The 12,283-nt window shown below is 43.9% G+C and carries 13 protein-coding genes; 6 read left to right on the top strand and 7 right to left on the bottom strand.

Going from position 1 to position 12,283, the window contains the following annotated elements:
• From hflK to A3766_RS19580, 4 genes are all read left to right on the top strand, one after another.
• Positions 1-1,005 (top strand): FtsH protease activity modulator HflK (hflK, locus tag A3766_RS19595; RefSeq protein WP_068642817.1); only part of this gene is annotated, 1,005 nt, incomplete at its 5' end.
• Positions 1,006-1,878: a protease modulator HflC gene (gene hflC / locus A3766_RS19590; RefSeq protein WP_068513442.1), complete on the top strand. Its 873-nt coding sequence runs from the start codon at positions 1,006-1,008 to the stop codon at positions 1,876-1,878.
• A gap of 206 nt (positions 1,879-2,084) precedes the next feature.
• Positions 2,085-3,296: an ATP phosphoribosyltransferase regulatory subunit gene (locus A3766_RS19585; RefSeq protein ID WP_068513439.1), complete on the top strand. Its 1,212-nt coding sequence runs from the start codon at positions 2,085-2,087 to the stop codon at positions 3,294-3,296.
• A 114-nt stretch (positions 3,297-3,410) separates the two neighbouring features.
• A complete protein-coding gene (locus A3766_RS19580; protein WP_068513457.1) occupies positions 3,411-4,706 on the top strand; it encodes an adenylosuccinate synthase in 1,296 nt (431 codons plus the stop codon).
• A 90-nt stretch (positions 4,707-4,796) separates the two neighbouring features.
• On the opposite strand, the gene cmoB is transcribed toward A3766_RS19580, so the two are convergent.
• The 7 genes from cmoB to A3766_RS19545 form a co-directional block, all read right to left on the bottom strand.
• Positions 4,797-5,783, bottom strand: a complete 987-nt coding sequence (cmoB, locus tag A3766_RS19575; RefSeq protein ID WP_068513437.1) for a tRNA 5-methoxyuridine(34)/uridine 5-oxyacetic acid(34) synthase CmoB — start codon at positions 5,781-5,783, stop codon at positions 4,797-4,799.
• An 8-nt stretch (positions 5,784-5,791) separates the two neighbouring features.
• Positions 5,792-6,532: a carboxy-S-adenosyl-L-methionine synthase CmoA gene (cmoA, locus tag A3766_RS19570; RefSeq protein WP_068513432.1), complete on the bottom strand. Its 741-nt coding sequence runs from the start codon at positions 6,530-6,532 to the stop codon at positions 5,792-5,794.
• Entirely contained in the window at positions 6,532-6,888 is a 357-nt protein-coding gene (locus A3766_RS19565) for a hypothetical protein (protein ID WP_068513429.1), read from the bottom strand. Before A3766_RS19565 ends, cmoA begins: the two co-directional genes overlap by 1 nt.
• A gap of 61 nt (positions 6,889-6,949) precedes the next feature.
• On the bottom strand, positions 6,950-7,945 hold the full coding sequence (locus A3766_RS19560) for a serine/threonine protein kinase (protein ID WP_068513426.1): 996 nt from the start codon (positions 7,943-7,945) through the stop codon (positions 6,950-6,952).
• A gap of 74 nt (positions 7,946-8,019) precedes the next feature.
• Complete coding sequence (locus A3766_RS19555) at positions 8,020-8,610, bottom strand: sigma-70 family RNA polymerase sigma factor (RefSeq protein WP_082885771.1); 591 nt, start codon at positions 8,608-8,610, stop codon at positions 8,020-8,022.
• A gap of 21 nt (positions 8,611-8,631) precedes the next feature.
• Entirely contained in the window at positions 8,632-9,456 is an 825-nt protein-coding gene (locus A3766_RS19550; RefSeq protein WP_068513423.1) for a mechanosensitive ion channel domain-containing protein, read from the bottom strand.
• A 21-nt stretch (positions 9,457-9,477) separates the two neighbouring features.
• Positions 9,478-9,720: a hypothetical protein gene (locus A3766_RS19545; protein WP_068513420.1), complete on the bottom strand. Its 243-nt coding sequence runs from the start codon at positions 9,718-9,720 to the stop codon at positions 9,478-9,480.
• Between the two features lie 159 nt (positions 9,721-9,879).
• Here A3766_RS19545 and A3766_RS19540 point away from each other — a divergent pair, with 159 nt between their 5' ends.
• The gene (locus A3766_RS19540) at positions 9,880-10,704 is read left to right on the top strand and encodes a mechanosensitive ion channel family protein (protein ID WP_068513417.1); all 825 of its coding nucleotides are present in this window, start codon (positions 9,880-9,882) and stop codon (positions 10,702-10,704) included.
• 59 nt (positions 10,705-10,763) lie between these two features.
• A complete protein-coding gene (locus A3766_RS19535; protein ID WP_082865138.1) occupies positions 10,764-11,873 on the top strand; it encodes an OmpA family protein in 1,110 nt (369 codons plus the stop codon).
• Positions 11,874-12,283: the final 410 nt, after the last annotated feature.

Raw genomic sequence — 12,283 nt, 5'->3', positions numbered from 1 at the left:
GGTGGCTCTTCTGGCGGTTCAAGCCAGGGTGCTGGTGGTGTATTTATTTTGGCATTGATTGCGCTGGTTATCTTTTTAGGCTTCAAGTCATTTTATACCATTGATGAGCAGGAAAGAGGCGTTGTCCTTCAATTAGGTAAGTACAACCGAACCTTGGACCCAGGCTTACGCTTTGTGATTCCTGTTGTCGAGAAGGTCATTCCTGTAAACGTAACTAATGTTCGAAATGCCGAGTTGAAGCAAGAAATGCTGACTCAGGATGAGAATGTGGTTCAGGTTGAGCTTAACGTTCAGTATACGGTATCGGACCCAGTAGCATTTGCTTTACGTGTTGAAGATCCAGAGCGTAGTTTACAACATGCTGCTGAATCAGCGTTACGGCATGAAGTGGGTAGTACAGATTTGAACCCAATTCTAACGGCTGGTCGTGCTGTGCTTGCAGAAAATGCGCGAACGCGTCTGCAAAGCTTTATGGATTCCTACGACACGGGTGTTAACGTTAGTATTGTTAACGTTAAAGAAGCGCGTGCACCTGCTGCTGTTCAGTCAGCTTTTGATGATGTTCAAAAGGCTAATCTGGATAAAGAGCGTTATGTAAACGAAGCAGAGGCTTATGCCAATACCGTTGTTCCCGAAGCGCGTGGTAAGTCTCAGCGAATGTTAGAAGAAGCGAACGCATATAAAGAGCAGGTTATCTCTCAGGCACAAGGTGAGGCTGATCGTTTTAAGAAGTTACTTGTTGAATATAAAAAAGCGCCAGAAGTTACCAGAGACCGTTTATATCTTGACGCAATCTCATCGGTATACAGCAATAGCAGTAAAGTCTTGGTGGATGTAGAAGGCGGCAACAATATGATGTATTTGCCTTTGGATAAGCTAATGTCTAACCGCTCTGTTAGTCTATCAAATGATGATAGCGTAGATCAGTCTGTGTCAGATATTGCAGACCAAGTTATTGAGGAGCTTCGTTCAAGAAACAACCGTACATCCAGGGAGAGCAGATAAATGTCTAAGTCTTCATTATTATCTTTGATTTCATTACTGGTTGTTGTCGTTGTTCTATCTGCATCGATTTATGTAGTAGATGAGCGAGAAGTGGGTATCAAGCTTCAGTTTGGTGAAATCGTTGAAACAAACATTCAGCCAGGTGTGCACTTCAAGATGCCTTTCTTTCAGAATGTTCGTTTGTTTGATGCGCGTCTTCTAACCTTAGATGCACAGCCAGCACGTTTTCTTACCGTGGGTAAGAAATTTGTAATCGTTGACTCTTTCATTAAGTGGAAGATTGTCGATGTTAAAGCTTATTACAAGGCAACAGCGGGTAATCGTTGGCAAGCCACGACCTTGTTGGCGAACTCAACCAACAAAGGCTTACGAGACGAATTTGCATCTCGCAGCTTAACTGAGGTGGTATCGGGTGAGCGTGATCAGTTGATGAGTATCATTACCAAGAAGCTAAATGAGCAAACGGTTAGTGAGTTTGGTATTCAAGTGGTCGACGTGCGTGTGAAAGGAATTGACCTGCCTGAAGATTTGAGTAAAAACGTATACCGTCGTATGGCGACTGAGCGTGAGCGGGAAGCAAGAGAAACTCGTTCGCAGGGTAAGGAGCTAGCAGAAGGTATTAAGGCAAACGCCGATCGTCAAAAGATTGTACTGGAAGCTGATGCTTATCGTAAGTCGGAAGAAATACGTGGTGAAGGTGATGCGATTGCTGCAAACACCTATGCTGAAGCCTTCAATAAGGACCCAGAGTTCTATTCTTTTACGCGTAGTTTGAAAGCTTATACAGATACATTCTCTGGTAAAGATGATGTCTTGCTGCTTAAGCCAGATAGCGACTTCTTTAAGTATATGAAGAAGCCTGACGCGAAGTAATCTAAGTTAATTTCGCTCTATCAAAACGCGAATAGATAAGTTCTATTCGCGTTTTTTTATGCTTTTTGCAAACATTGGTTTTTTTGTGCGCAATAAAACTGTAAAATTGCGTGCTTTTGGGTCTTCTAGAATTTGAAGGCCAATTTCAGCCCTTATTTTGCTGAAATAATGTTGTTTGATAAGACTGTCCATAAGAGAGAATTTGTATGAGTGTGTCTGAACGCTGGTTACTGCCAGATGGGGTTGATGAACTGCTGCCACCAGAAGCGTGGAAAGTAGAGCAGATGCGCCGCTCGATGCTCGATATTTATGCTTCCTATGGTTACGAGCTGGTATCACCGCCGCTTATAGAGTATTTAGAGTCATTGCTGACGGGGACTGGAAACGAGTTAGATTTACAGACGTTTAAGGTGACCGATCAGCTCACAGGCCGTTTGATGGGGGTACGCTCTGATATAACGCCTCAGGTAGCAAGAATTGACTCGCATATGCTTAAAACTAACGGTATTAGCCGACTATGCTATGCAGACACCGTGCTACATACTAGACCTGCACACATGCTTACTAACCGCTGTCCGATGCAAATTGGCTGTGAATTATTCGGTGAGAAAAGCCAGGCGGCAGACCTTGAAGTAATTTCTTTGATGCTAGATACGCTAAATGCCGCTCAGGTAGGTCGTATACATATTGATCTGGCGCATGTCGGAATTTACCGAGGGCTGTTAGAATCTGCAAGCTTTGATGAAAGTACTGAAATTAAAGTGTTTGATGCACTTAGTCGAAAATCTATACCTGAATTGGACGCTTTAGCTCAAGCAGATGATGCAAATAAAGAGATAATTTTACTTATTAGAGATATTGCCAACCTAAGTGGTGGTGTTGAGTCTCTAGAAAAAATTCGTCAAAGTGTTGAGCGTTTAAAGCTAAGCGCTAACGAAGGTATTGTTTCCGCTATTGCTGAGCTGCAGAGAATTATTGATCAAATTCAGCTTCGTTTTGATGGTGTTGAAATCGGGATCGATTTTTGTGAGTTACGTGGATACAGCTATCATACTGGTATTTTGTTTTCAGCGTTCAGCTTGGGTTATGGATATGCCTTAGCGAAAGGTGGCCGCTACGATGATATCGGTAAAGGTTTTGATCATGGTCGGGACGAACGTTCGCGTCCTGCTACCGGCTTTAGCGCAGATCTAAAAGCTATTTTGAAAGTCTCTAGCTTGGCTGCAGAAACGCCTGAAAAGGAAAGAGTCTTTGCACCTCTGTCTGATGATAAAAAATTGCATAGTGAGGTAGCAGCGCTACGTAAGTCCTATCAGGTAGTTCAAGCGTTAAATGCTGCAGATACTGCGAAAGGGTATTCTTGTAGCAAACAGCTGGTATTAAAAGATCAACAATGGGCTCTTGAGCCTGTTGGCTAGTGTTATTTCGGGCGGCTAAGATAGCGGTCCATTCAGTTTAAAGGCTTGTCAGTATCTTGTTTAGCTGGCAATTAGCAATAAAAGCATTGTGCTTTTTCTATGAGAAGAGAAGTTATGGGTAAGAATGTTGTCATTTTGGGCACCCAATGGGGTGACGAAGGCAAAGGTAAAATCGTTGACTTATTAACAGATCAGGTTGCGACGGTAGCGCGATTCCAGGGTGGCCATAATGCCGGTCATACACTGGTAATTGACGGGGAAAAGACAGTATTACATTTGATTCCTTCCGGAATTCTACGTGATAACGTTACTTGTCTGATTGGTAATGGCGTCGTGCTTGCTCCTGATGCTCTTATCAAGGAAATGACTGAACTTGAAGAAAAAGGTGTGCCGGTTAAGGAGCGCTTAAAGCTGAGTTTGGCTTGCCCATTAATTTTGCCTTATCACGTTGCGCTTGATCAAGCGCGAGAGATAGCGAAAGGTGCTGATAAGATCGGTACGACTGGTCGCGGAATCGGCCCAGCGTATGAAGATAAAGTTTCTCGTCGAGGTCTAAGGTTAGGTGACTTGGTTGATGCAGAAAACTTTGCTAAAAAGCTTAAAGAAATTATGGAATACCACAACTTTGTATTGGAAAACTTCTACAAAGTTGAGCCTGTAGATTATCAAAAGACGCTTGATGATGTGCTTGAGATGGCGAAGGTTCTTTTACCGATGGCGGTTGATGTCACGGACGAGCTTCACGCATACCGTAAAGCGGGTGAGAATATCTTGTTTGAGGGTGCCCAGGGCTCCTTGCTAGATATTGACCACGGTACCTACCCATTTGTAACATCTTCAAATACGACCGCAGGTGGCACGGCGACCGGTAGTGGTTTCGGTCCTATGTACCTTGATTACGTACTGGGTATTACTAAAGCTTATACAACTCGAGTTGGTTCTGGTCCATTCCCAACAGAGTTGTTTAATGATCAAGGTCGTCATCTTGCCGAGAAAGGCCATGAGTTTGGTGCAACCACTGGTCGTCCACGTCGTTGTGGTTGGTTTGACGCGGTTGGTTTACGTCATGCTATTCAGATCAATTCGGTGTCTGGTATTTGTTTGACCAAACTTGATGTACTAGATGGTCTTGAAGAGATTCAGGTTTGTGTAGGTTATAAGACTAAAGCGGGTGAAGAATTAACACGCCCACCGCTTGATGGTCGAGGTTATGAAGATCTGGAACCTGTATTTGAGTCGCTACCTGGTTGGTCAGAAAGCACTTTAGGTGTGCAGAAACTAGAAGACCTTCCTGAAAATGCTCGAAGCTATATCAAGTACATTGAAGAGAAGATTGAAGCGCCTGTTGATATTATTTCAACCGGCCCTGATCGTGTTGAGACGATTGTGCTGAGACATCCTTTCGACTGATTTAGCTAATCAATACTTAAAAAGCCTGATTGCTTTATGCTTTCAGGCTTTTTTTATGAGCGAGTGTTTTGAGTTGAGAGTGACTACAAGCTATTTTTTATTTGCAATGAAAGTCGCACGCAAAGGGGCAGGGTAGCCTTCAAGCGTTTTGCTCTGGTCTGTTGGGTCTAGGAAGTCCTTTAAGGATTGGAACTTCATCCAGTCCGTGCTTCGCTGCTCTTCAGTTGAGGTGATGTTGCTCTCTACACAGCGAATATTAGTGAAACCGGCTCGCCTTAGCCATAAGCTCAGGGTTTCTTTAGTTGGTAGATACCAGACGTTTCGCATCATGGCGTAACGATCCTCTGGCATTAGACTATAGCCTAGCTCACCTTCACAAATGAGCGTTTCCAGCACCAGTTCGCCGCCCTGGCGCAAGGTCCCCTTGAGCTCCAATAGGTGATCGATAGGTGAGCGGCGATGGTAAAGCACGCCCATTGAGAAAGTTGTGTCAAAGGCCTCTAGCTGTGGTGTCACATCTTCCATTCGTACTGGGAGCAAATGGATGGGTGCTTGAGGGCCACAATATTTCTTTAGAGTCTCGAACTGTAGTAAGAATAAAAAGTTCGGGTCGATCCCAATAACATTTTGTGCGCCTTCGCCCAACATACGCCAGCAGTGATAACCAGAACCGCAGCCTACATCGAGTATAATCCGGTTTTTTAAGGGGGTGATGTGGTCTTTGATACGTTCCCATTTCCAGTCTGATCGCCACTCCGTATCGATATGAACGCCGAATAAGTCATAGGGTCCTTTTCGCCAGGGTATTAAACCTCTAAGTGCTTGTTCAAGCTGTTTAAACGTATCACTATTTAGGCCTTCCTTGCTGTCGGCACCAACACGTGAAGCATCTAGATTGACGATGTCGGAGTTTAAAACTGGCAGAGAATGATAGGCCTCCAACCAACGCTTTAAGTCACCATGAGGCTTTTCTTGAAGCTTATGTTTGAGTAGGGGGATTAAAGTCTCCAACCAGGGTTCGAGCTTGTTGCTGCGCATGAAAGCAAATAAGTCGTCATAGAGAGGGTAGAAATCCATCGTTATACCTAAGCTGCTTTAATCGCTATCAGCGACATAAAGTTGAAACATTGATACCAAAGGTGGGAGTGAGTAAACCCGGCCTCTTTCAAACGTGCTTGATGCGCTTCTAGGGTGTCTGGCATTAGTACCTTTTCAAGGGCGCTTCGCTTTTGGCTCACTTCCAGTTCACTATAGCCGTTTGCGCGTTTAAACAACCAGTGCAGTTCTTCTAGCTCGCTTTGCTCATTTTGATTGTCAAAACAGATCTTTTCGGAAAGAATTAGTACGCCACCCGGCTCCATTGCAGCATAGATATCTTTGAGGAGTTTTAAGCGCAATGCAGGGTCAACAAACTGCAGGGTGAAATTTAACGTCACGACTGAGCAAGGTTGAAACGCCAGCTCTGTGATATCCTTACACACAAGTTCAACGGGAGTTTCTTCGTTATCTATTTTGATATAGTGGTTGCAGCGATCAAGCATCGACTCTGAGTTATCGACGGCGATGAGTTGGCAACTTTTGTCTCTTAAGCCATGGCGCATAGCAAGTGTTGATGCACCTAGGGAACAACCCAGGTCATAACATGCTGAATCGTTCTGAGCGTAGCGCTCAGTGATGAGACCGATCATCGGAATTATCGTGGTGTAACCGGGAACCGAGCGACGGATCATGTCAGGGAAAACTCGGGCAACTGCTTCGTCAAACTTGAAGTCGCCTACGCTATCAAGCGCTTGAGAAAAAATAGTGTCAGGTTTTTGTTCAGTCATTACTTGCTTACCAGTTCTCCACAGCGTACACCGCGATTTTTATAATCGACTAACAAACCCTGCATGCCATCATTTTTATCTGACTGGATAAATAAATAGCCTTGATGACAAACGGCTGTTTGGTTTGAAGGTTTGTGAGAAAGTCGGTATTCGCCTTGATCAAGTTTTTCTATAAAAATAGCTTTATATTCAGCGACAGGGTAGTCATCTTTTTGTTTGTTATGCTGAATGAGCCCATTTTGTTCCAAAGTGAAAAAGGTTACGAAAACTGTTATGAAAATGGCGATGACAAGTGTCGACTTTTTTACCTTGTCTTGCTCTTCTATTTCTTGAACGTTTGGTGCTTGTTCGTTCATTGTTTGTTCCAGTAATAATCTTAGCGGCCTAGTTTATGCGATGCGTGACTGAAGACAAGTCTTAGTAAGCTTGGAGCTTCAGTGGTGGTTCATCCAAAATTGATAGCTGCTCTCTCAGCTCAAGTATATGTGATGACCAATAGCGCTCGGTATTGAACCAAGGAAAGTGCATTGGAAATGCAGGGTCGGTCCAGCGACGTGATAACCAGGCAGCATAATGCATCATACGCAAAGTACGTAGGGTCTCGATAAGTTTGAGCTGGCGCGTATCAAACTCGCAGAACTCTTCATAGCCTTCAACCAGCTCGATCATTTGCTGGGTTTGTTGATGCCGGTCTCCTGAAAGCATCAACCATAGATCCTGAATTGCAGGGCCATTCAGGCAATCATCAAAATCGACAAAGTGTGCTTGGTCTTCACGCCAAAGAATATTGCCAATGTGGCAGTCGCCGTGAAGTTTAATCGGGTTGAATGGGCAGCTCTTCCATATATGTTGCATCTTATCTATCAGGTCTTGGCTTAAGGTTTCGTATGCCGGTCGAAGCGATCTGGATAGAAAGTCGTTGTCTAGCAAGAACTGTCTGCTCTTGATCGCCCAGTTTTCGATGCAAAAGTTTTGACGGTGCTTAAAGGTTTCTGCGTTACTGACCTGGTGTATTCGGCCGATGTTACAACCGATTCGGTAGAGTGTGTCGGGTATTTCAATCTCGGGTGCATATCCGCCTTGGCGCTTAAATAATGCAAAACGGAAATCTTGGTAATCGTGAAGTGTGCTGCCATTTATTAGCATCGGTGGGACGACAGATATGTCGTTTTCTAGCAAGCTTCTGGTAAATTCATGCTCTTCAAGAATGGCTTCAGTCGTCCAGCGTTGGGGGCGATAAAACTTAGCGATAATAGGCGTGCCATCTTCAATTCCTACCTGATAGACCCTGTTCTCATATGAGTTAAGGCTAAGGATGCGAGAGTCGCTAAATAGCCCGATTGACTCGACTGCGTCGAGTACGAAGTCGGGTGTAAGTTGTGCGTAAGGATGTTCGTTATCAGGTGAACTCAAGGTGTCTTGTCTCTTAGAGAATCGTCTAGGTTAAATACCGCTATTGTAGCATGGGAGGCGGCTTAGTGGCGGACTTAGTGTTGATATGCTTTCATGTGCTCTTTCAGTGCTTCCTGAGCTCGATAAAGGCGCATCTTAGTAGCACTTAGTTTTAGGTCACAGACTTCGGCCACTTCTTCGATGCGTAATTCTGCTGTGTAACGTAGGGTTAGAATTTCTCGTTCTTTAGGTGCTAATAATTGCATTGCGCTATCGAGGTCGCGTTTTGTGGTGTTGATGGTGCTTGTTCTTTCTTGGCTTGGATCATCTGTTAACATTGCTTGCAGTTCTCGGGTGCGTTTACGCTTGTCTGCAGCACTCAAGCAGGTATTCGTGGCAATTCTAGCGATCCAGGTTTTAAAACTGGAGCGACCCTCGAATTTGACTAGCGAGTGGAAAACTTTAAGCATGACTTCCTGCGATACATCATCAGCATCATCACGATTTCCGAGCATCTTCAGGCAAATATGAAAGACCAGCTTTTCGTATTTTCGAATAAGCTTTTCGTATGCACAGGTACGATAGGGCAGCTCTTCCTGTGCTTGGGTGACCCACTCATTGTCAGGGTCATTATTGGCAGGAAGAGCTACATGGTTGTGCTTGGTTTCTACGCTATTAAGCGTCATGCTAGTAATTGGTAAGCAGAGTTATTGCGATAGAATCTCCACTTGAGAATCAATTAGTTTACTGTTGGGGATTGTGATTTTGCGGCCGTCTTCAGTTTCTATAATCAGCGCAGTAGAGCAGATCTCAATTACTTCACCAGAAACGTTATCAACCTTAATTTTGTTACCCGGAACATATAGTTCACGAGCATAAACGCCTGCAACGACATTTCCGGCAACATGTTTTGTGCCTAAACCGAGTGCAAGTGCAACTGCTCCTGCAGCAGAGAGCAAAAAGATAATAACAACCTGGTTTAGCAAATCGGTTTCAATCTCTAGTTGGTTGATCGCCAGTGACACTACAATGATAACAATTAGCGCATAAATAATTCCGCCAATTGTACGTTCATAACCTAGGTTAATGCTGGCAAGTGAGGCCTCAATGGCAGTTCGCACAAGTCCTGCAATGAATAAACCGATCAAGGTTAGAATAAGAGCGCTAATCACTTTTGGTATATACAGCACGAAGTGATCAATGGTGGCGGAGACTCTATCCAGGCCTAAAGCATCTGAAGCAGAGATGATAAATGTGAGAAATACAAGCCAGTAAATTATCTTAGATAGCAGTATTGACGGCCCTGAGCTCATGCCTGCTTTCTTCAGTGCAACATCAATGCCCGCTGTTTCGGCTAAGCGGTCAAGGCCGATTTTTGAAAATAGCTTTGCTATGGCTCCGGCTAGAAATTTAGCGACAAAGTATCCACCTATCAGTAGGCCTAGTGCGGTGAGTAGGCTAGGTAAGAATTCAGCGATCTTAGCCCATAGTATCATCGGATCGGCTAGGGTTTCTTTCATTGCTTCGAGCATTACTAACTCCTGATAGGTCGCTTAGGTCTGTTGGTCAGACTGATTGTTCTTGGGAGCAAGTTGGTCACTATTTTTAAGTGCCAAGTTTGCGAACATCGGGGCAAACAACTCAGCCATGGTTACCCATATTTTGACCAGCGCAAAGCTCATCGTGTCGTGTTGACTTGTTTGGGTGCGTGTCTTCTGGAGTACCGATTTTATGTTGTCAGATTTTGGTTTTTCATCGGATTTGAACAGTGCGTCAAGATCGTCGAGGTCATCCATAGTGTTGGTCTCAATTTGAATTGATGAAATTACAGAAATTATGACATAAGTCGATAAAAGAAAGTCACAAAATAAAATTAAAAAATAAATTGTGACTTTTGGCTTTCTTAGGAGTGTAATTTGATGGAATTAAAACTAAAAGGTATTAGGAGATAAATAATGGAACAGCAACTACAGGATATTTGGAAGCAGGTAGAAGAGCCCGTCATGCTTTATGGAGGGCAGGTAGTATTAGCGATACTGTCTTTAATTATTGGCTGGTGGATTGTTAACAGGATTTCGTCGCTGGTAAATAGTAGTCTGCATAAGAATATGCCAGATGAAACGTTGGCAAAATTCTTCTCAAGCGGTGTCGAAATAGTTTTAAAAGTATTGCTCGTAATTAGTGTTGCCTCAATGGTCGGAATTGAAACGACATCGTTTGTAGCTGTGCTTGGTGCTGCGAGTTTGGCAGTGGGCCTTGCCTTACAAGGGAGTCTTTCTAACTTTGCGGGTGGTGTCATGATTCTAATATTCCGCCCAATACAGGTGGGTGAATACATTAGTGCACAAGGCCATGAAGGAACCGTCAAGGATATCGGTATATTTGTAACAACCTTACTGACCTTGGATGAGCGTATTATAATCGTGCCAAACGGGCCCTTGGCCAATGGTTCCATTACTAATTATTCCCGTAACGAAACACGCGCTGTTGAGATCGCGATCGGTATTAGTTACTCTGACAATATAAGAGAAGCAAAAGAAGCAATGGAATTAGTGTTGCGAACCGATCAGCGGGTGCTTGATAATAAAAATAATTTGGTAGGCGTATCGAATTTAGGTGACAGTTCGGTTGATTTTCTGGTTCGTGCTTTTGTTCGCTCGGAAGACTACTGGAGCTTTTACTTTGACGCGAGACCGTTACTTAAGCAAGCTGTTGAAGAAGCTGGTGCAACAATACCTTTCCCTCAGCGCGATATTCATTTGCTCAAAGAAAGTGCCTAAATATAGTTACATATACGAATTAATAGTTTTAGATAAATGAGAGTTCTGGAGAACTGATTATGAAGAAGAATTTACTACTTGCGGGTGTCCTTGCTGCTGGCGTATCAACTGCAACTGTCGCTGACGAATATCCAAATTTTGAGGCATTTTTAGGGGGGGCTTTTTACCACCATGATGACGACCGCTCATTTGATGACGCATTTAGCCTGGAAGGTGGTATTGAACTTCCTGTAAACGAAGTGATGTCTCTTGAAGCATGGTTATCTGCTTATGAGGTTGAAGGGAAATATAGTGGTGCTGAGCTTGATGCAGAGCGCATCAATCCCGGTCTGTTGTTCCATTTGAAGCGTGGTGATGTGCGTCCATTTATTTCTGCTGGTTTCAGTCATTTAGAATATGAAACAGAGGGTGGCGATGACCACAGTGAGTCATTGATCAATTTAGGTGTGGGTGTTAAAAAGTACTATGACTCAAACTTGATTCTTCGAGCTGAAGTGCTTGCGATGAATAGCCTGGATAACGAAGTGCTGGATGTTGGTGCTCGCTTAGCTGTTGGTTATGCATTTGGTCGTGATGTCGCGCCAGCAATGATGGTGGAAGCACCTGTCATCACTCCTGTTAAGCAAGTGGTTCAGAAGCAAGAGCCTGCTCCCGTTAAAGAGGAAGTTAAGCCAGCGCCAGTTCAAAAGGTAGTGATCAAAGACTCTGACAAAGATGGCGTAGCGGACAACATCGATAAGTGCGCGGGTACTAATGCTGCGTTTAAGGTCGATGCGTCGGGATGTCCCGTCATGCTGACAGAAACTGTTTCTATCCAGATGGATGTCAAGTTCCCGTCAAATAGCTCTATACTTTCTAAGGATAACTACCCGGAAATCGAGAAAGTTGCCGAGTTTATGCAGCAGTTTGAGAAAACTGTTGTGACCGTAGAAGGGCACTCTGATGATCGCGGTAATGATGCATACAACAAAGCTTTATCGCAGCGTCGTGCAGATTCTGTAAGTAAGGTTTTGACTGATAAGTTTGGTTTGCCTGCTGCTCGTGTTAAGTCTGTAGGTTTTGGTGAGGAGCAGCCTATTGCTGATAATGCTACATCTGAAGGTAGAGCGGCTAACCGTCGTGTTGTAGCGGTAGTTGAATCAAGTATTAAGAAGGCTGCGACTAAATAAGCGCTTAATCAATATCGGCCTCATGGTTTGAAGGCCGATCTCTATCTTAAACCGCTCTGCACCGAAAAGTGCAGGGCGGTTTTTTGTGAGTGAGGGATAGTTTTAATTCTTCAGAAGGCGTTTTGAGTTAATATTTTTAGATCGAAGCGCTAACTGCCTAGCAAATGCGACAAAAGCGCATGGAATTGTATGAGATTCCTTGGTAAGTTTGCGCCTTAAAAGTAACGGGAATTGCATTAACAGTTAATCAGCGTCACCGAAGTTTGTACGAACGTATCAAGTTCTTTCCAATTATAATCTACGTGAGTTGTGGTGCGCGATTTAAGGATAGCCGAAACATGAACTTTAAAATCATACTTGCCTTATTGGCTTGCTTTTTAGCTCACCCCGTGAGTGCAGAATTTATTCGA

It is taken from the genome of Oleiphilus sp. HI0132, from assembly GCF_001635845.1.
This window is presented reverse-complemented; position numbering and strand designations above follow the sequence as displayed.

Excerpts from the sequence above, each read along its gene's own strand:
- hflC (WP_068513442.1), top strand. The coding sequence starts at position 1,006 with ATGTCTAAGTCTTCATTATTATCTTTGATTTCATTACTGGTTGTTGTC.
- A3766_RS19585 (WP_068513439.1), top strand. The coding sequence starts at position 2,085 with ATGAGTGTGTCTGAACGCTGGTTACTGCCAGATGGGGTTGATGAACTG.
- A3766_RS19580 (WP_068513457.1), top strand. The coding sequence starts at position 3,411 with ATGGGTAAGAATGTTGTCATTTTGGGCACCCAATGGGGTGACGAAGGC.
- cmoB (WP_068513437.1), bottom strand. The coding sequence starts at position 5,783 with ATGGATTTCTACCCTCTCTATGACGACTTATTTGCTTTCATGCGCAGC.
- cmoA (WP_068513432.1), bottom strand. The coding sequence starts at position 6,532 with ATGACTGAACAAAAACCTGACACTATTTTTTCTCAAGCGCTTGATAGC.
- A3766_RS19565 (WP_068513429.1), bottom strand. The coding sequence starts at position 6,888 with ATGAACGAACAAGCACCAAACGTTCAAGAAATAGAAGAGCAAGACAAG.
- A3766_RS19555 (WP_082885771.1), bottom strand. The coding sequence starts at position 8,610 with ATGACGCTTAATAGCGTAGAAACCAAGCACAACCATGTAGCTCTTCCT.
- A3766_RS19550 (WP_068513423.1), bottom strand. The coding sequence starts at position 9,456 with ATGCTCGAAGCAATGAAAGAAACCCTAGCCGATCCGATGATACTATGG.
- A3766_RS19545 (WP_068513420.1), bottom strand. The coding sequence starts at position 9,720 with ATGGATGACCTCGACGATCTTGACGCACTGTTCAAATCCGATGAAAAA.
- A3766_RS19540 (WP_068513417.1), top strand. The coding sequence starts at position 9,880 with ATGGAACAGCAACTACAGGATATTTGGAAGCAGGTAGAAGAGCCCGTC.
- A3766_RS19535 (WP_082865138.1), top strand. The coding sequence starts at position 10,764 with ATGAAGAAGAATTTACTACTTGCGGGTGTCCTTGCTGCTGGCGTATCA.